Below are 19,855 nucleotides of genomic sequence, written 5' to 3' on the forward strand. Positions count from 1 at the left end.
CGTCCGGCGGTTTCCGGTGGTCCTCCTCATCCGGCGGGTTCGACGTGTCCATGGCCTGGGTGGGCGGCGGGCCGTCCGGCGGTTTCCGGTGGTCCTCCTCATCCGGCGGGTTCGACGTGTCCATGGCCTGGGTGGGCGGCGGGCCGTCCGGCGGTTTCCGGTGGTCCTCCGCCGTGCCTTGCTCGCCTTCGTCGCTCTCATCGAGCTGCGGCACCACGCGCGTCGGCTGGTGATCGGCGCCGGTCTCCTCGCCCGCGGGTACGGCGGCCGCCGTGGACGGCGCGGACGAGGCGGCGTACGTACTGAGCCCGGTCCCGTCGCAGTACACCCAGCGCTCGTGCTCCCCGTCGTACAGCCACAGCGACTCGCCGTCGACCACCATCCCGACCCGCAGCCCGAACGTGCGCCGCCGGAAGGTGTCCCGGTCCGCCCGGCCCGCCGACAACTCCTCCGCGGCCCGCCGGAAGCGACCCAGCGACTCCTCCGCCCGGGCGATCAGAGGGCGTGGGTCGGCGGTTCTGGCGAGCGGCTTACGGGCCTCCGGCGGGTCTACGGGCACGGAGACGAGGAGCCGGGCGTCGACCCAGGCGGCCCAGCCGTTGGAGCAGAGGATCTGCCCCCAGTCGCCGACCCGCTGCAGGAGCTCCACGGGCAGGAAAGCGTCGAGCGGCACGGTGGGCAGCCCCGGATCGGGGGCTTCCCAGGCGGGCAGCCCTTCGCGCGGCACGACATGCGTCGGCCGGAAGTCCGGTACGTACTCCGGCACCGAGGGAGTGGCCGGGACACCCATGAACCGCCTGCCTCTCTGCTCACTTGCGCATGATCACCGGCTCTTGCCGCCGCAACAGCCGCGCGATGACGAAGCCGAGGACGAGACAGAGCACGACCAGCATCCCCATGTCGAACAGCCAGGCTTCCAGGGTGTGGTCCATGAGCGGATCTGTCGTCTTGTCGCTCGGCGCGGTCGTCCCGATGTCGATGGTCGCGCCCATCGCCGCGAACGCCCACCGCGAGGGCACCAGCCACGCCAGCTGTTCGAGGACCGGTGTCCCGGTGACCTTCAGCAGCGCCCCGCAGAACACCACCTGGACGATGGCGAGGAGGACGAGCAACGGCATGGTCATCTCCTCCTTGCGCACCAGGGCGGAGACGAACAGACCGAGCATCATCGCCGTGAAGGACAGCAGCGCGACCGCGAGCGTGAGTTCCACGAGCGGCGGGAGGAGCACGCCTTTGCCGTCCGGCACGTTCAGGGGCACGCCGATCAGCGCGACCAGGGTCAGGACCACCGCCTGGACGACCGTGATCAGACCGAGCACCACGACCTTCGACATGAGATACGCGGAGCGTGACAGGCCGACGGCTCTCTCCCGTCGGTAGATCGTGCGCTCCTTCACCAGCTCGCGCACCGCGTTGGCGGCACCCGTCAGAACGCCGCCGACACAGAGGATGAGCAGGACGTTCAGCGTCGACTCGGGGTTGAGGCTGCCCTCCGAAAGGGCCCGGGCCATCGCACCCATCACGAACGGTAGGGCGATCATGATGGCCAGGAACATCCGGTCGGCGGCCAGGGCGGCGACGTAGCGGCGCACCAGCGTGCGGAGCTGGGAGCCCCAGCTCTGCGCCTTGGGCGGCGCTCCGATCTCCGGTGCCGCACCGGAAGTCGGCAGGCTCGTCCGGTCCATCGCGTCTGCGATGTACCGCCGGTGGAAGCGGGAGGAACGGTACTGGCCCGCCCAGTCGCGGCCGCGCTCCTTCTCGAAGGCCTCGAACGCCTCCGGCCACTGCGCGAACCCGAAGAACTCCAGTGTGTCGTCCGGCGGCCCGTAGTACGCCACCCGGCCGCCGGGCGCGAGCACGAGCAGCCGGTCGCAGACGTCCAGGCTCAGCACGCTGTGAGTGACGACGATGACCGTACGGCCGTCGTCGGCGAGCCCGCGCAGCATGTGCATCACCGAGCGGTCCATCCCCGGGTCGAGGCCGGAGGTCGGCTCGTCCAGGAAGAGCAGCGACGGCTTCGTGAGCAGCTCCAGGGCCACGCTGACCCGCTTGCGCTGACCGCCGGAGAGACTGTGGATGGGCTGTTCCGCCCGTTCACCGAGGCCGAGTTCACCGATGACCTCGTCGACCCGGGCCCGGCGCTCGTCCGCCGCGGTGTCCTCGGGGAAGCGCAGCTCGGCGGCGTATCCGAGGGCCCGCCGTACGGTGAGCTGGAGGTGCAGGATGTCGTCCTGCGGGACGAGCCCGATGCGCTGGCGCAGCTCCGCGTAGTCCCGGTAGAGGTCCCGCCCGTCGTACAGCACCGTGCCGCGGTCGGCGGGGCGCTGGCCGGTGAGCGCGCCGAGCAGGGTGGACTTGCCGGCGCCGGACGGCCCGACGACGGCGAGGAGACACTTCTGGCCGACGGGGAAGGAGACGTCTTCGAGGAGGGTCTTCCGGCCGCGGTCGACGGTGACCGCCAGATCCTGCACGTCGAGCGAGACCTCGCCGGTGTCGGTGTACTCGACGAGCTGCCCACCGATGAGGCAGAACGCGGAGTGGCCGATGCCGACGATGTCGTCCGGGGTCACACGGGCGCTGTCCACGGGATGGCCGTTGAGGAAGGTGCCGTTGTGACTGCCGAGATCGTGGATCCAGTACGTGCCGTCCGGCTGGGCCAGCAGTTCGGCATGGCGCCGTGAGACCACGAGGTCGTCGACGACCAGATCGTTGTCGGGATCCCGGCCGATGCGCACGGTTCGGGTGGGCAGCGGCCTTACGGAGGTGGGCTGCCGGAAGGTGCCGGTGGCGGCCGGATGGGACACGGAGGAGGGCCGTGGCGGGGTCCGCGGCGGCGCGGGGGCGGGCGGTTCCGGGGTCGGTACGGGGGGAGGCGCGGGCTTCGGCGGCTCGGGGGCCGGTACGGGCGGTGGCGCCGGGGTGGAGGGGCCGGGCTCGTGCGGGGGTGTCGGGGCGGGGGCGGAAGGCGCGGGGGCCGGCGGGGGTGTCGGGGCGGGGGCCGGCGCGGGGGCCGGGGGTATGGGCCGGTGCAGCTGCGTCGCCGCGGAGTCGGGCTCGTGCGGGGGCGCCGGTTCGGTGCCGGGTTCGTGTACGGCCGTGGGCTCGGTGCCGGGTTCGTGTACGGCCGTGGATTCGGTGCCGGGTTCGTGCGGGGACGCCGGTTCGGTGCCGGGTTCGTGTACGGCCGTGGGCTCGGCACCGGGGGCGGGTTTGGGTTCGGCGCCGGGCTCGTGTTCGGCCGGTGGCGCGGTTCCGGAGAGTACGGCGCACGGGCCGTCCCCCGGATGCCCGAACCGTATGACCGTACCCGTGCCGACCTCGCGCACCGCGACACGGTGGCTGTCCGCGTAGGTGCCGTTCGTGCTGCCCTCGTCCTCGAGCGTCCAGTGCCCCGCGACGGCCCGCAGGACCGCGTGGTGCCAGGACGTCCGGTCGTCCACGAGGACGATGTCGCTGGTGGGGTCGCGCCCGATGCGGTAGACCCGGCTCGGACTCAATACGGTCGCGTCCCCATTGATCTCGAGGACGAGCTCGGGTGCGGCAGGCGCGACGGGCCGCTCTCCCATGCGTGAATTTTATCTTCTAGGGCGGATCCGTGCCTGCGAGAGACGCCGGTATCGTGGTCGCCCGGTCGTGGACGAGGGGTGCCCCGATCGTGGACGAAGGAGGGCCCACCCGTGCCGAAAGGTGTCACCAAGCGTCGGCCCCGGACCCGGGCCGCCCTGCTGAAGGCCGCTCTGGAGACCTTCGCGGAGCACGGTTTCCACGCCACCTCGATCGAGCAGATCTGTGAGCGGGCGGGCTACACACGAGGCGCGTACTACTCCAACTTCGCCAGCAAGGAAGAGCTGTTCCTCGCGCTCTTCGACGAGCACAGTGAGCGGACCGTGCGCCGACTGGCGGAGGCGATCGACGCGTTGACCGCCGAGGAGTACACGCTGGAGCGGCTGGCCGAGTTGGCCTCCCGTGTGGAGCCGGACGAGCGGGACTGGTACCTCGTCACCACCGAGTTCACCCTGCACGCCATCCGCGACCCGCAGGCGGCGTGGGTGCTCGCCCGGCACGACGCCCGGCTGCGGGCTGAGATCGCCCGCGGGCTGACGTCCGTACTGCGCCGCGCGGGACGGGAACTCACCGTGGACGCCGACCGGTTCGCCCGGATGCTGATCGCCCTGCGAGAGGGTGGACTCGCGCAGAGCTACGTCGAACCCGCGGAGCTCCGGCCCGGCAGCCTCGAACGGGAGTTCCTCGTGCCGCTGTTGGCGGCGTCGACGCGTGAGATCGCGCCGGGGGACGGGCGTGAGATCGCGCGGGGTGACGCGCCGGAGGCGTCGGTCAGTCGAACAGATCCGGGTCCGAAGCGGTGATCTGATCCCACAGTGGGCGGGCCTGGAACCAGCCGGCGAGGTGGGTGCCGACCTGCCCGCGGGTGATCAGTGCCGTCTCGCGGTCGATGAACTGGGGTGTGCCCGCGGCCATCGCCAACAGCTGGGCCTGGCAGGAGCGTTCCATGGTGATGAACCACCAGACGGCCTCGGCCACGGAGTGCCCGACGGTGAGCAGGCCGTGGTTCTTGAGGATGACCGCCTTGTGCTCGCCGAGCGCCTTCGCGACGCGCTCGCCCTCGTCGAGTTCGTTGACCACGCCCCGGTAGTCGTCGTAGATGCCGTGGTCCTCGAAGAAGGCGCAGGCGTCCTGGGTGATCGGATCCAGGGGGATGCCGAGGCTGGAGAACGCCTTGCCGTGCAGCGAGTGCGAGTGCGCGGCGGCGACCGCGTCGGGGCGGGCGGCGTGGACCTGCGAGTGGATGACGAACGCGGCCCGGTTCACGGGACGGTTGCCGGAGAGCAGGGTGCCGTCCCGGTCCACGAGGATCAGGTCGGAGGCCTTGATCTGACTGAAGCTCATCCCGAACGGGTTGACCCAGAAGGCGTGCGGGTTCTCGGGGTCGCGGACGGTGATGTGCCCGGCGACGCCCTCGGAGAACCCGAACTTCCCGAAGAGCCGGAAGCCGGCGGCGAGTTGCTCCTTGCGGTACCGACGTTCCTCCTCGACGGTGTCGAAGGTGGGCGGCAGGGGGATGGTGACGCCCTCGGGCATGGGGCCTACGGCGGCGGCCAGGGCGGGCGGGAGAGTGCTCATGGGTGCTCCTCACGGCGGGCGGGACCTGGTGCCCGCCAAAAGATACAGAGATGTATCCGATGCGCCAATGGATCGAGCGGAACGGTCTTGCGGGAGCGGGTGGAGGATGGCTACGGTCGCGCGGTGAAAGCGCTTACCCCCAGGGAGCTGACCTCGTGCCGAAGCCGGATGTCCTGATCTACACCCGCACCGCGGGCTTCCGCCACGACTCGATTCCGGCGGGAGCGGCGGCGCTCGTGGAGCTCGCGGGGGCGATGGGGTTCGCGGCCGAGACGACCGAGGACCCGGCGGAGTTCACGGCCGAGAGGCTGGGGCGGTGCGGGGCGGTGGTCTTCCTGTCGACGACCGGTACGGTCCTGACGCCGTCGGGACGGGCCGCTTTCGAGGCGTACGTCCGTGGGGGCGGGGGCTTTCTCGCGATCCATGCGGCGGCCAACGCGGAGCCCGACTGGCCCTTCTACGGGGGCCTCCTCGGCACCCGCTTCGACGGCCACCCGGAGATCCAGCCGGGCGTCGTGTGCGTGGACGCCCACGACCACCCGGGGACGGCGCCGCTGCCGGGGCGGTGGGAGTGGACGGACGAGTGGTACAACTTCACGTCGAACCCGAGGGGGACCGGGGTGCGCGTGCTGGCCCGCGCGGACGAGTCGACGTACCGGGGCGGGACACTGGGCCCGGACCACCCTCTGGTGTGGTGCCGCGAGGCGGACGGGGGCCGGGTCTTCTTCACGGCGCTGGGCCACGCGGAGTCGGCCTACCGGGACGCCACGTTCCGGGCGCACCTGACGGGGGCGCTCCGCTGGGTCGCGGGCGGGGAATCTCCCCCACCCCGCCCCTCCCCGAAACTCTGACGAGACCCCGGCTCCGCCCCGCGACGAGGGCGAGCCGCTCGAGGCCCACCCTCGGGCGCCACCCCCCGACCGGGAGGCCGGAACCCTGCGGCGCCCGGCTGCCCGAGTCCTGCTGCCCCCGCCGAGGTGCTTGAGGCCTGCCGCTCCCGGCCGGGTACTGGAAGCCGCCGGTTGTCTCCGCGCGCATCCCGCCTCCGACGACCGGCCCCCGGGTCCGCCCCGGTCGGGTCGAAGCGGGCCGGTCAGGTCCGCACGTATCCCGCCCCCGGCTAACCGTCCGTGCCGTGCCTCCTGGAACCGTCGCCTCGCCCCGCCGCCGGGTCCACCCCTGGCCGGGTGCTCGGCGCCGGTCGTCTCGGCGCGCACCCGCCCCCCCCGGCGACCCGCTCGTGCCCTTGCCCCGCCGCCGGGTCCGCCCCCCGGCCGGCGTTCGAAGCCGGCGCGACGCCACGGTCGATGCCACGCCCACCCCCGCCCCCCCGGCGACCCGCTCGTGCCCTTGCCCCGCCGCCGGGTCCGCCCCCCGGCCGGCGTTCGAAGCCGGCGCGACGCCGCGGTCGACGCCACGCCCACCCCCGCCCCCCGGCGACCTGCCCGTGCCCTCGCCCCACCCCGCCGGGCCGCGTCTGGGTTCATCCCTCCCTCATCGGGCTTCCATGCTTCCGGCCCCCGGCCCCCGGCCACGTCGGCGATGCCGTCGCCCCCGGCCCCACCCCGCCGGCCGCCCGAGGCCACGTCACTCCCGCGCCCCCTCCCCGATTGCGGGCACGGGTAGGGCGCGGGAGGGTGCCTGTGGGGCGGATGCGTAGAGGAGATGACATGGGTATCGCCACAGTGAACCCCGCGACCGGTGAGACGCTGCGGACCTACGACGCCCACGGGCACGACGAGGTCGAGCGGCGGATCGCCGCCGCGCACGAGACCTTCCGGCAGTACCGCACCACCTCCTTCGCCGAGCGCGCCCGCCTCCTGCGGCGGGCCGCCGACCTGCTCGACGAGGACGCAGAGGACATCGCCCACACGATGACCACCGAGATGGGCAAGCCGATCATCGCCGCCCGCGCAGAGGCCGCCAAGTGCGCCAAGGCCATGCGCTGGTACGCCGATCATGCCGAGGCCCTGCTCGCCGACGAGCAGCCCGCCCAGGCCGACGTCCATGACTCCGGGGCCGACACCGCCCGCGTCCACTACCGCCCCCTCGGCCCCATCCTCGCCGTCATGCCCTGGAACTTCCCGCTCTGGCAGGTCGTCCGGTTCGCCGCGCCCGCCCTCATGGCCGGCAACACCGGGCTCCTCAAGCACGCCTCCAACGTGCCCAGGACCGCCCTCTACCTCGGCGATCTCTTCCGCCGTGCCGGGTTCCCCGAAGGCTGTTTCCAGACCCTCCTCATCGGCTCCTCGGCCGTCGAGGCCGTGCTGCGCGACAGCCGGATCGTCGCCGCCACGCTCACCGGCAGCGAGCCCGCCGGGCGCTCGGTCGCCGCCATCGCGGGCGACGAGGTCAAGAAGACGGTCCTGGAGCTCGGCGGCAGCGACCCGTACATCGTCATGCCCTCCGCCGATCTCCCACGGGCCGTCAAGACCGCCGTCACGGCACGGGTCCAGAACAACGGTCAGTCCTGCATCGCGGCCAAGCGATTCATCATCCACAACGACGTCTACGACGACTTCGCCGAACGGTTCACCGCCGCCATGAACGCGCTGACCGTCGGAGACCCCCTCGACGAATCCACCGACGTCGGCCCCCTCGCCACCGAGCAGGGCCGTACCGACCTCGAGGAGCTGGTCGACGACGCCGTACAGAAGGGCGCGACCGTCCTGTGCGGCGGAGGCCGCCCCGAGAACCGGTCCCGCGGCTGGTTCTACAAGGTCACCGTGCTCACCGGCATCACCCCCCAGATGCGCATCCATCAGGAAGAGGCGTTCGGCCCGGTCGCCACCCTCTACCCGGTGTCCGACATCGAGGAGGCCGTGGCCGTCGCCAACGACTCGCCCTTCGGCCTCAGTTCGAACGTCTGGACCCGCAACGACGAGGACATCGCCTTCTTCGTACGGGACTTGGAGGCCGGCGGCGTCTTCGTCAACGGAATGACCGCATCCCACCCGGCTCTCCCGTTCGGGGGCGTGAAGCGGTCCGGCTACGGCCGCGAACTCTCCGGCCACGGCATCCGTGAGTTCTGCAATGCGACGACGGTCTGGCAGCGCGCCTGACCTGCCGCTGATCCGGAAACCGATACCGGCACAGCTATCGCTCCCGCGTCCAGCGCAGCAGCTCCTCCGCCGACCACGCGTTGATCACCCGCTCCACCGGCACCCCGCACTCCTCCGCCCGCGCGCAGCCGAAGATCTGCCACTCCAGCTGCCCCGGCGCGTGCGCGTCCGTGTCCACGGCGAACCACACCCCGGCCTCCACCGCCTGCCGCAGCAGCCGCCGTGGCGGATCGAGCCGCTCCGGGCGGCTGTTGATCTCCACCGCCGTCCCTGACTCGACGCACGCCGCGAACACCCGGTCCGCGTCGAAGGTCGACTCCGGCCGCAGCCGCCCCCCGCTCACCAGCCGCCCCGTGCAGTGCCCGAGGACGTCCATCAGGGGGTTGCGTACCGCCTTCTCCATCCGCCGCGTCATCGCCGGCGCGTCCATCCGCAGCTTCGAATGCACCGAGCCGACCACCACGTCCAGCCGGTGGAGCAGCTCCGGCTCCTGGTCCAGCGAACCGTCCTCCAGGATGTCGCACTCGATCCCGGTCAGCAGCCGGAACGGCGCCCACTCCTCGTTCAGCCGTGCCACCACGTCCAGTTGCTCACGCAGCCGATCCGGCGAAAGCCCGCGCGCGACCTTCAGGCTCGGTGAGTGGTCCGTCAGGACCGCCCAGTCGTGGCCGATCCGCGCCGCCGTGCGGCCCATGTCCTCGATCGTGCTCCCGCCGTCCGACCACTCGGAGTGCAGATGGCAGTCCCCGCGCAAGGCCGCTCGCAGCGTCTCGCCGCCGCTGACCTCCGGCACGGGGATCTCGGCCTCCAGGCGCTCCAGATACTCCGGAACCCGGCCCTCGAGCGCCTCCCGGATCACCGCCGCCGTCTTCGGTCCGATGCCCTTGACCGACTCGAGCGTGCCGGCCGTCGCCCGCCGCTCCGCCTCGCCGTCAGCCATCGCCGCGACCGCCGCGGAGGCGGTACGGAACGCCCTGACCCGGTACGTCGGTGCCTGGGACCGTTCGAGCAGGAAGGCGATCCGGTCCAGCGCCGCCACGGGATCCATCGCCGCACCTCACCCTCGGCCCGGTGACTCGGCCGCGGCCGGCACCTGCGTCGGGCCGATCTCGCACCACACGGCCTTGCCCTCGCCGCGCGGCTCCACACCCCAACGCGACGCCAGCGCGTCCAGGAGCAGCAGCCCGCGCCCCGAGGTCGCCGCCTCGCCCGGTGTACGCCGACGGGGCCACGCACTCGAACGGTCCTGCACCGAGAGCCGTACCCGCCGCACCGGCTCCGGCAGCACCTCCAGCGTGAGCACCGCGCCACCCTCGGTGTGCAGCAGTACGTTCACCAGCAGCTCGCCCGTCAACAGCTCCGCGTCGTCGGCCAGTTCGGGCATGCTCCAGTCCCGTAGCGCCTGACCCACCGCCGCCCGCGCGTCCGAGAGTCCCTGCGGATCAGCCTGGTGGATGTACTGATGGATGCGCGGCGCCCGTGGCGTCCCCGGGTCCGGGCTGCGCCGCAGCACCAGCAGAGCCACGTCGTCACCCGCGCCCCACCGCTCCCACAGCTGTTCCGACAGATGGTCCGCGAGCGCCTCCGCCTGCGGCGGGCCGCTGCTCATCGCCGCCGACAGAGCCTCCAGGCCCGACTCGATGTCCGAGCCCGGCTGTTCGACCAGGCCGTCCGTGCACAGCACCAGCGTCTCGCCCGGAACCAGGTCGAGCCGCGTCTCCGGGAACTCCTCGTCCCCGAACACGGTCGCCAGGCCGAGAGGAAGCCCGCCGCGGAGCTTCGGCTGTCCGACGCGGCCGTCGGTGTGCCGGATCAGCGGCCCCAGATGCCCGGCGCGCACCGCGCGCACCGCGCCCGTGCCCAGGTCCACCTGGGCGTAGGTGCAGGTGGCGAAGCGGTTCGTGTCGAGCTCGGCGAGGAAGCGCGAGGCCCGGGCCAGCACGGTCGAGGGCGCGTGGCCCTCACCCGCGTACGCCCTGAGCGCGATCCTCAACTGGCCCATGATCGCGGCCGCGTGGGTGTCATGGCCCTGGACGTCGCCGACCACGACCCCGACGCGGCCGCGGGGCAGCGGGATCACGTCGTACCAGTCACCGCCGACCTGCCGCCCGCTCCACGCCGCGTGGTAGCGCACGGCGATCTCCCCGCCGGAGATCGCCGGAATCCGGCGGGGAAGCATCGTCTCCTGCAGTCCGGTGGCGAGCTCTCGTTCCTCGTCGAAGAGGAGGGCGCGCTGGAGGGACTGCGCGACGATCGCGGCGAGGCCGAGCAGCAGGTTGCGTTCGTCGGCGTTGAAGGACGAACGGCGTCGGTAGAACAGAGCCATACCGCCGAGCGAGCGGGCCTGCGCGACCAGGGGCAGATAGCAGGCGGACTTGAACCTCAGCCGATCGATGTACGGAGCGAGTTCCGGGAAGTCCCGGCCGAGCGTGGTGAACGCGGGCACGAACCGGGGCCGCCCGCTCAGCACCGTCTCGGCGAGCGGCAGGCCCCGGTCCAGACGGCGCGAACGGAAGTCGTTCAGGGCGTCCAGGGACTCGCCGCTCAGCGCGATGATGTTGAGCGAGCCGTTCTCCACCAGACCGAGCGCGAGACCGTCCGCGCCGAGCCGGGCGAGCCCGCCCGGGCCCGTCATCGCGGCCGTCACGTCGTCGACCGTCACGGCCCGCGACAGCGCGTGCGTGGTCCGCTCGACGATGCTGGTCTGCACCTCGCGGCGCTTCTCCAGCTCCAGGACGATCTCGGAGTGCGCGACCTCGGTGGTGGTGTCCCGGACGATCCCGACGATCCGGTGGGCCATGCCGTCGGGCGTCCGCAGAATTCGTGCCTGGACATGCGTCCACTGGGGTGTACCGTCCTCGTCCTCCGTCCGGAAGTGCGCGGAGTACGAGGTCTCGCCACTGGTGATCGCCTGGTGGATCACCGTGTCGAGCCGGGCCCGCTCCTCTGGGTCGAGGCGTTGGATCAGCGACGTCGGGCGCCCGTCGAACCCGCCCGATTCCAGCCCGAAGACCAGCAGCCCGGCCTCGTCGACGTCGATGGTGCCCGTGTCGAGGTCCCAGTCGAAGCTGCCGGTCCGATTCATGGCGAGCCGCTCGGTGGGCCCGATCTCGCCAGTGTGCGTGCCCCGGTCGTCATCGGTCATCGTCACCATTGTCGAACCCGCACCCCTTCAACGCCATGGCGGCGACACGCGGCGTACTGGAGTTGTGACCGACCGGGGGAGAATGGGCCGATGATCCTCCGCTATCGCGTCCTCGGCCCGAGCCGTGCCCTCCGGGCCGACGGCGGCCCGGTCGCGCTCAGCGGCGCCCGGCTCCGGGCCCTGCTGGCCGCCCTGGCCGCCACCGGCGGGCGCGAGGTCGCAGTGGCCGAGCTGATCGACCTGATCTGGGAGGACGAGCCGCCCGAGGAGCCCACCGCGGCCCTTCAGGCGCTGGTGGGGCGGCTGCGGCGGGCGCTCGGCAGGGAGGCCGTCGCCTCCACGGCCGGCGGGTACCGGCTCGCCGCCGGACCCGATGACATCGACCTCCATGTGTTCGAGCGGCTGGCCGCCGAGGGGTCCGGCGCACTCGCGGCGGGGGACCCGGCACGAGCCGCCCGGCTCCTCGACGAGGCGCTCGGGCTGTGGAGCGGGCCCGCCCTCGCCGACCTCCCGGGCCGGGACGCCGACCCCCTCGTCGTACGGGCCGACCGACGCCACGCACAGGCCCACCGGGACCGCCTCGCCGCCGACGTGTCCCTGGGGCGGGCGGCGACCGCGCTCGCCCCGCTCGCGGCCCTGGCCGCCGAGCAGCCGCTGGACGAGCCGCTCCAGGCCCTCCGCATCCGGGCCCTGCGAGCAGCGGGCCGGCCCGCCGAGGCACTGCAGGTGTACGCCGAGGTCCGCGCCGTCCTCGCGAACCGCCTCGGCGCGGATCCGGGGCCTGAACTGAGGCAACTGTACGCCGAGTTGCTGGCGGGTGACACCCCCGCGCCGGAACGCCCCCGCGTCCCCGCACGGCTCACGTCCTTCGTCGGGCGCGAGACCGAATTGGACTCCCTCGTCGCCGAGTTGGGGGAACGGCGTCTCGTCACCCTGCTCGGCACCGGCGGGGTCGGCAAGACGCGGCTGGCTCTGGAGGCCGCCGAACGCGGTGCGCCGCGCCGGCAGGAAGGCGTGCGGGTCGCCGAACTCGCCTCCGTACGCTCGGAGTCCGACGTTCCGTCCGCCGTACTCACCGCGCTCGGCGCCCGGGAGACGCAGCTGTGGAGCGGGGCCACGGTCGTCGAGCCGAGCGCGCGGGACACGCTCACCCGGCTCGTGGAGCACTGCGCCTCGCGCCGTCTGCTGCTGGTCCTCGACAACTGCGAGCACGTGGTGGGCGCGGCGGCGGAGCTGGTGGAGCGGCTGCTCGTCCGCTGTCCGGGTGTCACCGTGCTCGCCACGAGCCGTGAGCCGCTGGGGGTGCCCGGAGAGTTCGTACACCTGGTGGAGCCGCTGCCGCCGGACGGCGCGCTGCGGCTGCTGGCGGAGCGCGGGGCGGCCGCGCGGGCCGGCTTCGACCCGGTGGACGACCCCGAGGCGTGCGCGGAGATCTGCCGCCGCCTCGACGGTCTGCCGCTGGCGATCGAGCTGGCGGCGGCGCGTCTGAGGCTGCTCGCCCCGCGTCAGATCGCCGACCGGCTCGACGACCGCTTCCCGTTGCTGACCACCGGGGCCCGGACGGTGCTGCCCCGGCAGCAGACGCTCCGCGCGGTCGTGGACTGGTCCTGGGACCTTCTGGACGGGAGCGAACGGACCGTTCTGCGTCGACTGTCGGTCTTCTCGGGTGGCTGCGACCTGGCGGCGGCGGAAGCGGTCTGCGCGACGGCTGTCGAGAGCGGCGGTGCGGGCCGGGACGGGGCGGCTGTGGCCGGTGCGGGCCGGACCGGAGCGGCTGTGGCCGGTGCAGGCGGGGACGGGGCGGCAGCTGTGGCCGGTGCAGGCGGGGACGTGACCGTGGCCGTGCCGGCCGCTCACGTCCTCGGCCTCCTCGGCGCGCTTGTCGACAAGTCGCTCGTCGTCGCCGTCCCGGCCCACGACGGCGCGGCCATGCGCTACCGCCTCCTCGAGACCGTCGCCGAGTACGCCGCCGAACGTCTCGACGAGAGCGGGGACCGCGTCGCCGCCGAGCGGCGTCACCTCGTCCACTACAGGGAACTCGCCCGCGCCGGAGAAGCCGCGCTCCGGGGGCCCGAACAGGACATGTGGCTGCGTCGTTTCGAGAGCGAGCACGACAACGTGACGGCGGCGCTGCGGACCGCCGTCGACCGCGGCGAGGAGCAGGAGGCGCTCTGCCTCGTCCTGTCCATGAGCTGGTTCTGGCAGCTCCGCGCCCGCCAGGCCGACGCCCGCGCATGGTCCCTGGCGGCGGCCGCCCTCGGCCCCGACCCGTTCGAGTCGCCCGTTCGGCGCGCCGTGCCGTCGGCCGCGCCTTGCACCGACACGCCGCCGCCGTGGAGCGAGGAGCAGCTGTGGGAGGCCCGGCGTGGCTGCCGCATGCTGGTCCTCGCTGCGGAAGGCGGCGATGGCGCGACGGCCATGGAGCGGCCCGAGACCCGCGCCCGGCTGGCCGCCATCGTCTCCGCGTACCACCCCGGCATGCCGCAGAACTGTCGCCAGCCCGGCTTGATGTGGTACTTCGCCCGGCTGATGACCGGCGAGTTCCACAGCCTCGACGACACACTGGCGGCCGTCGTCTCCGCCTGCCGCGCACACGGCGCCCGCTGGGATCTCGCCTTCACCCTCCTCCTGAGGGCCAAGCTCCTCGGCGACCGCCTCGACGACGCCGAGCGGGCGCTCGCGCTCTTCGAGGAGGAGCGGGACCCATGGGCCGTCGCCGAGTCCCTCTGCGCGCGGGGAGAGGCGTACGAGCGGGCAGGCCGTCTCTCCGAGGCAGCCGTCGACTTCGAGCGCGCCGCGCAGGCCTCGGCCCGCCTCGGTGCCCGCTCCCAGGTCCCGGTCTTCACGGCCCGCCTCGCCGCCGTACGACTACGCCTCCCGGCCGCCGACACGACGGCACGGAAGGAGGCCGAACGCCTGCTGGTCGAAGCCGCCGAGGAGACCGGCGCGCCGACCGGCGAGCCCGTCGGCACGGCCCGACTCCTGCTCGCCCAGCACTACGCGCACACCGGGCGCACGGCTCTGGCTCGGGAGCAACTCCATCGCATCGAGGATGAGTTCCCAGGCAGCGCGCCCGATCTGTTCGCCGGTCTGACGGGCGGACTGCGGGGCTGGCTGGACTGTCTCGACGGGGCGTACGACGAGGCCGTCGCGCACCTGGCCGGTGCCGTTCGGGACGTCGAGACCCTCGCGTACCTCGTGGCGCCGTACCTGGTCGTCTGCCAGTTCGTGACGGCGGCCTGGGCGAGGGCGGGGCGGGACTCGCGGGGCGATGCCGAGGACGGTGCCCGGCTCCTGGGCGCGTACGACACGCACCGAGCGGACGCCGGAGGCGCGGGCTTCCGCCCGTTCACGGGACAGACCGAGGCGTCGGTACGGGAGCAGGCGGAGCGTGTGCTCCGGGCGGTCCTGACGCCGGAGGCGTACACACGGAGCTACGAGGAGGGCGGCACGCTGACGGTGAGGGAGGCGGCGGCCCTCGTACGGGGGGCCTGAGCCCCTCGGACCCGGGTGCGGGACTCCCGCAGGCCGGGGCTTCAGTCCCCGGCGCTCCCACCCGCCTCCTCCAACCGCTCCCGGGCCTCCGCCAGGTCCTCCGGCGTGGGCGCGTCGTCCTGGGTGAGGCGGCGGCGCCAGTAGCCGGCGAAGTCGACCGCGCGGCGGTCGTACCCGCGGTCCTCGACCAGGTGTCGCCGCAGCGCCCGTACGGCCCCGGCCTCGCCGCCGAGCCACGCGTACGGTGCGCCGGAGGGGAGCGTGGACTCCCGCACGGCGTCCACGACTGACGCGTTCCCGTGCAGCCAGTGCACGGTCAGGTCGCCCGCCGTCTCCAGCGGCTGCTCCTCCGCCGCGTCGGGGACCTGGACGAAGGCGAGGGCGCGGTGGCCCGGCGGCAGCGCCTCGACGACGGTCGAGAGCGCCGGGAGGGAGCACCCGTCGGCGACCAGCAGTGTCCAGTCCGCCGCCCCGAGGACGACCGGCTTCGCGAAGTACGCCGAGGGCCCGAACATCCCCAGCGTGTCGCCGGGCCGCGCGCGCAGCGCCCAGCGTGTCGCGGGCCCGTACGGGCCACCTTCGCCGGCCTCGCCGTGGACGAAGAAGTCGATGTCCACCGTGGCAGCGGCGGGATCATGGGCCCGAAGGGTGTAGCTCCGCATCCACGGACGCTCGGCCTCCGGAATGTCGCCGTACGCCGCGTACCAGCGCATCACGTCACCGTCCGGGTCCGGCGCGGGCAGCACGGGCTCGGACCGGCCGTACGGCCGGGGAAAGTACAGCTTCACCTGCTGGTCGGGCCCCGCGAGCAGGAGTCCGGAGAGGTCCTCGCCACCGAAGGTGATCCTGATCATGCGCGGGGTGACCCGCCGGACGGCGGCGACCCGGATTCGGCGGAGGGGAAAGTGCTGGGGCTGCGGCATCGAGGGCTCCTGTGTGTCGTGGCTCGGCCCTCCACCCTCGCCGTTCCCGCCGACACGCCGCCGATACGGAACCGACACGGCGGCCGCGCCCGGTCCGGCCCGGATGCGGGACCGGGAGCCGGACACGAGAATGGCCAGTGCCGGAAGAACTAGTAGGAGGCGGCATGAACGCTGAGTCCGACAAGACATCTCCGGGGGAGAGCCCGACGCCCGACCGCCTCTTGCATGCCGGGTCGGAGGGCGAATACACGGCGGAGGACCTGGTCCTCGCCTCAGGTCGTGACGTGAATCCGAAGAGCCTCGCGTGGGCGGAGCGCCGAATGGCGGAGAAGGGACGCGCTTCCCTGGACGAGCTCCTGCCCTGAACCGCGCAGGCAGGCCGTGGTCCCTAGGGTTCCCGGAACCCACCGGACCCCGGCTCGCGCCATCACCGCCTCGGTCCGGCCACTCGGCCGGGCCGGGGCGGTCCGTGCTCGTGGGCCGGGCCTGTCATGGGGCTTCCCCATTTGTGGAACACGTTCTACCGTGGCCGCCGTCGCGCGCACGGTACGAAGGACGCTGCCACGGGAGGCCCCCATGCACCTCGAGTACACCCCCGCCCAGCACCGCCTGCGCGCGGAACTGCGCGCGTACTTCGCCGAGCTCGTCCCCGAGCACGTACACGCCCGGTATGCCGACCCCGCCGCCCAGAAGCGGTTCTACCGCGAGACCGTGCGCAGGCTCGGCACCGACGGCTGGCTCGGGGTGGGGTGGCCGACCGAGTACGGCGGGCGCGGGCTGAGCCCGATGGAGCAGTTCATCTTCTTCGACGAGGCCGCCCAGGCCGGCGTCCCGCTGCCGCTGATGGCCCTGAACACCGTCGGTCCCACGATCATGCAGTTCGGCACCGACGAGCAGAAGGCGTACTTCCTGCCGAAGATCCTGTCCGGCGAGATCGACTTCGCCATCGGCTACAGCGAGCCCGACGCGGGCACCGACCTCGCCGCCCTCAAGACCCGCGCGGTCAGGGACGGCGACGCGTACGTCGTGAACGGGCAGAAGATCTGGACGACCAACGGCGACACCGCCGACTGGGTCTGGCTCGCCGTCCGCACGGACCCCGACGCCCCCGCCCACAAGGGCATCACGATGCTGCTCGTCCCGACGAGCGACCCCGGCTACTCCTGCACGCTCATCAACACCCTCGCCTCGCACGACACCACCGCGAGCTACTACGACAACGTCCGCGTCCCTGTCTCCCACCGCGTGGGCGAGGAGAACAAGGGCTGGCGGCTGATCACCAACCAGCTCAACCACGAGCGCGTGACCCTCGCGGCCCACGGCACGATGGCGATCCGAGCCCTGCACGACGTCCAGCGCTGGGCCTCGGACACCAAGCTCGCCGACGGCCGTCGCGTGATCGACCTCGGCTGGGTGCGCCGCAGCCTCGCCCGTACGCACACCAGGCTCGACGCGATGAAGCTCCTCAACTGGCAGATGGTGAACGCCGTCCAGCAGGGCACCCTCACGCCCCAGGACGCCTCCGCGGTCAAGGTCTACGGCTCCGAGGCCCGCCGCGACGCCTACGCCTGGCTCATGGAGATCGTCGGCGCGGCCGGCGCCCTCAAGGAAGGCTCCGCCGGCACGGTCCTCCACGGCGAACTCGAACGCGGCTACCGCTCCGCCGTCATCTTCACCTTCGGCGGCGGCAACAACGAGATCCAGCGAGAGATCATCTCCTGGATCGGCCTGGGAATGCCCCGCGTCCGACGCTGACACCTTGTGACAGCCGCTACACCGGACGCCTGGACCTGGGATACATCCGCCGCGGGCCCGCCTCTGCCGTCGCCTACTTCGCCGAGGGCGGCTTGTACGGCTGTTTCTGGGGTCTGCCCGACTGAGAGCCCGCTGCTCTCCGTCCTGAGTTCAGAGCGTCCCCGTGTCAGGCCAAGCCCGCGGGTACGGCACGCGCAGCGTCTCGGCCGCCACGGGAGTGTGGTCCGCGGCGGCGTCAAGCCGTCGCTCGCACTGCGAAGTCCCTCAGGATCGTGCTCCGGCGGATCAGACGTGCGGCAGTTCACCGACGGCCGGCCGACTGCCCCCGTAGGAGGCGACCAACGCGTCCGCCACGATCGCCGCGTCCGCGTCGGCCACGTCCGCCGGGTACTCCGGCAGCAAGTCGTCCCAGATGACCATCCACGAACCGTACAGTTGGGCTTGCCCCTCGGGGCGGGCGAAGAACCAGATGTGCAGATGGGCGCCACCGTCTCCGATGCGATACACATGGGCCCGCGCGATGTGCGGCAGTGCTTGTACATGGCGGGAGATGTGAGTGGTGAGCACCCCCAATTCGGCTGCCAGTTCGTCGGGCAGGTCCGCCAGGTCGAAGTGATCGCGTGGATGCAGCATCAGCACCAGCGGCACGCCGACTCCCGTGATCCGGGTGAGCCGCCAACGGTCATTGAGCCAGATGCCTTCGCCCCGGCTACGGCACGCGTCGCAGTCCGACGGGTCCTCGCCGTGTCGCCCAGGTTCGGGCAGCACCGGCGGGCGCAGCGGCGCGACGCGCAGGCCGTCCGGTTCGAACGGACTGATCTCCCACCCCGTCATACGGGACAGCGGGAGCCGTCGCTCACCATCCGCAGCGGTACGTGCGTGGGCGTAGAACTCGTCAGGTCGCAGGGCCATGGCCGAAGACTACTGTCGTTCGACGGCAACCAGTGCGCCGGCATATGGTGCGTCACCACCCGTCGCCTGCAGACGACTTCGCACCGCTCACCTGCGAAGTCCCGCCCGCAGCATGCGGCGATGCCGTCAGGTCCGACCCCCTGGTGGCACGATCCGGTGCCGGTTCAGGGACGTACTCCGTCGATGCCGATGCGCAGATGGCGCGGGCCGCGCAGCACCGCGTTGTGTCGGTACGGCGGTGGGTCCTCCAGCAGTCGCGGGTTGTCGAGGCGGCGGGCCAGCGTGGACAGCGCGAGCTGGGCCTCCAGTCGGGCCAACGGAGCGCCGAAACAGGAGTGGATGCCGCTGCCCAGGCCAAGGTGCTGGATGTCCTTGCGGTCCGGGTCGAAGCGGTCGGGCTCCGAGAAGCGCTCCGGATCCCTGTTCCCCGAGGCGAGCACGAGCCAGATCGTCGAACCCTTCGGAATCGTGACCCCGCGCAGCTCGATGTCCGCGATACAGGTGCGCTGGGGCACCAGTTGCACCGGCGGCTCGTAACGCAGCAGCTCCTCCACGATGTTGACGGCAAGCCCCGGGTCGTCGCGCAGCCTGTCGAGGACGTCCGGGTGGCGGAGCAGCGTGAGCATGCCGTTGGTGATGAGGTTGACCGTCGTCTCGTGGCCCGCGATCAGCAGGAGGACCGCGGTGCTGAGCACCTCCATCGTCGTCATGGGACCGTCGCCGCCCCGGCTCGTCACCAGCTCGGACAGCATGTCCTCGCGAGGCTCCTTGCTGCGCTGCTCGACCAACCCGGCGAGGTACATGCCCAGTTGCAGCCGTGCCTCCTGCGCCTCCTGCCGTCGCTCCGTGTTGTCATCGCCCGCGTCCGGATCGAGAGCGGCCACGATCGGGTCGACCCAGGAACGGAATCGCGGCTCGTCCTCGCGCGGTACCCCGAGCAGCCGGCAGATCACGGTCACGGGAAACGGGTAGGCGAACTGGTCGACCAGGTCGATCTCTCCGGCGTCCCCGAGGCCGTCGACCAGCCCGGAGACGATCTCGGCCAGTTCGTCACGCATGGAGTCGATCCGGTCGGGGCTGTGCGGCGGCCCGAAGGGGCGGTTGGTGATCCGTCGCAGTCGGTCGTGCTCGGGCGGGTCGAGCCGGATGAAGCTCGGCGGCAGCCCCGTCTGCTCCGCACCGCCCATGCCGTCGGCGCTCGGCGCGGCGAGGTTGGCGGCGTCCGAGCTGATCCGTGGGTCGTGGAGCAGCTGGAGGATGTCGTAGTAGGAACTGACGACAAAGGGTCCGCCCTCCTCCTCCTGCAGCACCGGGGTCTCGCGGAGCTTCTCGTAGAGGGGGTAGGGGTTCGGGCGATTGGCGTAATCGGTGATCTGGCGCAGGAGCGGGGTGGCGTGCGTCATGAGGTGTCCTTCTGCGGG

At 72.4% G+C, this 19,855-nt stretch carries 14 protein-coding genes; 6 read left to right on the forward strand and 8 right to left on the reverse strand.

Features of this window, described 5'->3' with window-relative positions; all coding sequences use genetic code 11:
* Positions 1-790: SH3 domain-containing protein (locus ACZ561_RS02875; protein ID WP_470988827.1), on the reverse strand; the 790-nt coding region annotated here is incomplete at its 3' end.
* A 19-nt stretch (positions 791-809) separates the two neighbouring features.
* Positions 810-3,566, reverse strand: a complete 2,757-nt coding sequence (locus ACZ561_RS02880; RefSeq protein ID WP_470988830.1) for an FHA domain-containing protein — start codon at positions 3,564-3,566, stop codon at positions 810-812.
* A 111-nt stretch (positions 3,567-3,677) separates the two neighbouring features.
* Here ACZ561_RS02880 and ACZ561_RS02885 point away from each other — a divergent pair, with 111 nt between their 5' ends.
* A complete protein-coding gene (locus tag ACZ561_RS02885; RefSeq protein WP_470988833.1) occupies positions 3,678-4,367 on the forward strand; it encodes a TetR/AcrR family transcriptional regulator in 690 nt (229 codons plus the stop codon).
* On the opposite strand, the gene ACZ561_RS02890 is transcribed toward ACZ561_RS02885, so the two are convergent.
* Positions 4,336-5,142, reverse strand: coding sequence for a class II aldolase/adducin family protein (locus tag ACZ561_RS02890; protein WP_470988835.1), 807 nt, complete (start codon positions 5,140-5,142; stop codon positions 4,336-4,338). The genes ACZ561_RS02885 and ACZ561_RS02890 overlap by 32 nt on opposite strands.
* Positions 5,143-5,297: 155 nt before the next feature.
* On the opposite strand from ACZ561_RS02890, the gene ACZ561_RS02895 reads away from it, so the two are divergent.
* Together ACZ561_RS02895 and ACZ561_RS02900 are read left to right on the forward strand one after the other, a co-directional pair.
* Positions 5,298-5,993 (forward strand): ThuA domain-containing protein, encoded by a 696-nt coding sequence (locus tag ACZ561_RS02895; RefSeq protein WP_470988837.1) that lies wholly within the window; start codon positions 5,298-5,300, stop codon positions 5,991-5,993.
* An 819-nt stretch (positions 5,994-6,812) separates the two neighbouring features.
* A complete protein-coding gene (locus ACZ561_RS02900) occupies positions 6,813-8,204 on the forward strand; it encodes an NADP-dependent succinic semialdehyde dehydrogenase (RefSeq protein WP_470988840.1) in 1,392 nt (463 codons plus the stop codon).
* 34 nt (positions 8,205-8,238) lie between these two features.
* On the opposite strand, the gene ACZ561_RS02905 is transcribed toward ACZ561_RS02900, so the two are convergent.
* The gene (locus ACZ561_RS02905) at positions 8,239-9,252 is read right to left on the reverse strand and encodes a PHP domain-containing protein (protein ID WP_470988842.1); all 1,014 of its coding nucleotides are present in this window, start codon (positions 9,250-9,252) and stop codon (positions 8,239-8,241) included.
* A 9-nt stretch (positions 9,253-9,261) separates the two neighbouring features.
* Positions 9,262-11,349, reverse strand: coding sequence for a SpoIIE family protein phosphatase (locus ACZ561_RS02910; protein WP_470988845.1), 2,088 nt, complete (start codon positions 11,347-11,349; stop codon positions 9,262-9,264).
* A gap of 90 nt (positions 11,350-11,439) precedes the next feature.
* On the opposite strand from ACZ561_RS02910, the gene ACZ561_RS02915 reads away from it, so the two are divergent.
* On the forward strand, positions 11,440-14,844 hold the full coding sequence (locus ACZ561_RS02915; protein ID WP_470988848.1) for an ATP-binding protein: 3,405 nt from the start codon (positions 11,440-11,442) through the stop codon (positions 14,842-14,844).
* Between the two features lie 41 nt (positions 14,845-14,885).
* Here ACZ561_RS02915 and ACZ561_RS02920 read toward each other — a convergent pair whose 3' ends face one another.
* Positions 14,886-15,767: a siderophore-interacting protein gene (locus ACZ561_RS02920; RefSeq protein WP_470988851.1), complete on the reverse strand. Its 882-nt coding sequence runs from the start codon at positions 15,765-15,767 to the stop codon at positions 14,886-14,888.
* Between the two features lie 164 nt (positions 15,768-15,931).
* Between ACZ561_RS02920 and ACZ561_RS02925 the strand changes: the two genes are divergently transcribed.
* Complete coding sequence (locus ACZ561_RS02925) at positions 15,932-16,132, forward strand: hypothetical protein (protein WP_147981931.1); 201 nt, start codon at positions 15,932-15,934, stop codon at positions 16,130-16,132.
* A gap of 211 nt (positions 16,133-16,343) precedes the next feature.
* Positions 16,344-17,522, forward strand: a complete 1,179-nt coding sequence (locus ACZ561_RS02930; protein WP_470988853.1) for an acyl-CoA dehydrogenase family protein — start codon at positions 16,344-16,346, stop codon at positions 17,520-17,522.
* A 285-nt stretch (positions 17,523-17,807) separates the two neighbouring features.
* Here ACZ561_RS02930 and ACZ561_RS02935 read toward each other — a convergent pair whose 3' ends face one another.
* Together ACZ561_RS02935 and ACZ561_RS02940 are read right to left on the reverse strand one after the other, a co-directional pair.
* Positions 17,808-18,434: a hypothetical protein gene (locus tag ACZ561_RS02935; RefSeq protein WP_470988855.1), complete on the reverse strand. Its 627-nt coding sequence runs from the start codon at positions 18,432-18,434 to the stop codon at positions 17,808-17,810.
* Between the two features lie 164 nt (positions 18,435-18,598).
* Positions 18,599-19,837 (reverse strand): cytochrome P450, encoded by a 1,239-nt coding sequence (locus ACZ561_RS02940; RefSeq protein WP_470988858.1) that lies wholly within the window; start codon positions 19,835-19,837, stop codon positions 18,599-18,601.
* Positions 19,838-19,855 lie beyond the last annotated feature (18 nt).

Source organism: Streptomyces sp. NPDC039609, from assembly GCF_055596705.1.

Coding starts and splice junctions, on each gene's coding strand:
- ACZ561_RS02930 (WP_470988853.1), top strand. CDS start 16,344: ATGCACCTCGAGTACACCCCCGCCCAGCACCGCCTGCGCGCGGAACTG.
- ACZ561_RS02925 (WP_147981931.1), top strand. CDS start 15,932: ATGAACGCTGAGTCCGACAAGACATCTCCGGGGGAGAGCCCGACGCCC.
- ACZ561_RS02880 (WP_470988830.1), bottom strand. CDS start 3,566: ATGGGAGAGCGGCCCGTCGCGCCTGCCGCACCCGAGCTCGTCCTCGAG.
- ACZ561_RS02920 (WP_470988851.1), bottom strand. CDS start 15,767: ATGCCGCAGCCCCAGCACTTTCCCCTCCGCCGAATCCGGGTCGCCGCC.
- ACZ561_RS02910 (WP_470988845.1), bottom strand. CDS start 11,349: ATGACCGATGACGACCGGGGCACGCACACTGGCGAGATCGGGCCCACC.
- ACZ561_RS02935 (WP_470988855.1), bottom strand. CDS start 18,434: ATGGCCCTGCGACCTGACGAGTTCTACGCCCACGCACGTACCGCTGCG.
- ACZ561_RS02915 (WP_470988848.1), top strand. CDS start 11,440: ATGATCCTCCGCTATCGCGTCCTCGGCCCGAGCCGTGCCCTCCGGGCC.
- ACZ561_RS02900 (WP_470988840.1), top strand. CDS start 6,813: ATGGGTATCGCCACAGTGAACCCCGCGACCGGTGAGACGCTGCGGACC.
- ACZ561_RS02905 (WP_470988842.1), bottom strand. CDS start 9,252: ATGGATCCCGTGGCGGCGCTGGACCGGATCGCCTTCCTGCTCGAACGG.
- ACZ561_RS02890 (WP_470988835.1), bottom strand. CDS start 5,142: ATGAGCACTCTCCCGCCCGCCCTGGCCGCCGCCGTAGGCCCCATGCCC.
- ACZ561_RS02940 (WP_470988858.1), bottom strand. CDS start 19,837: ATGACGCACGCCACCCCGCTCCTGCGCCAGATCACCGATTACGCCAAT.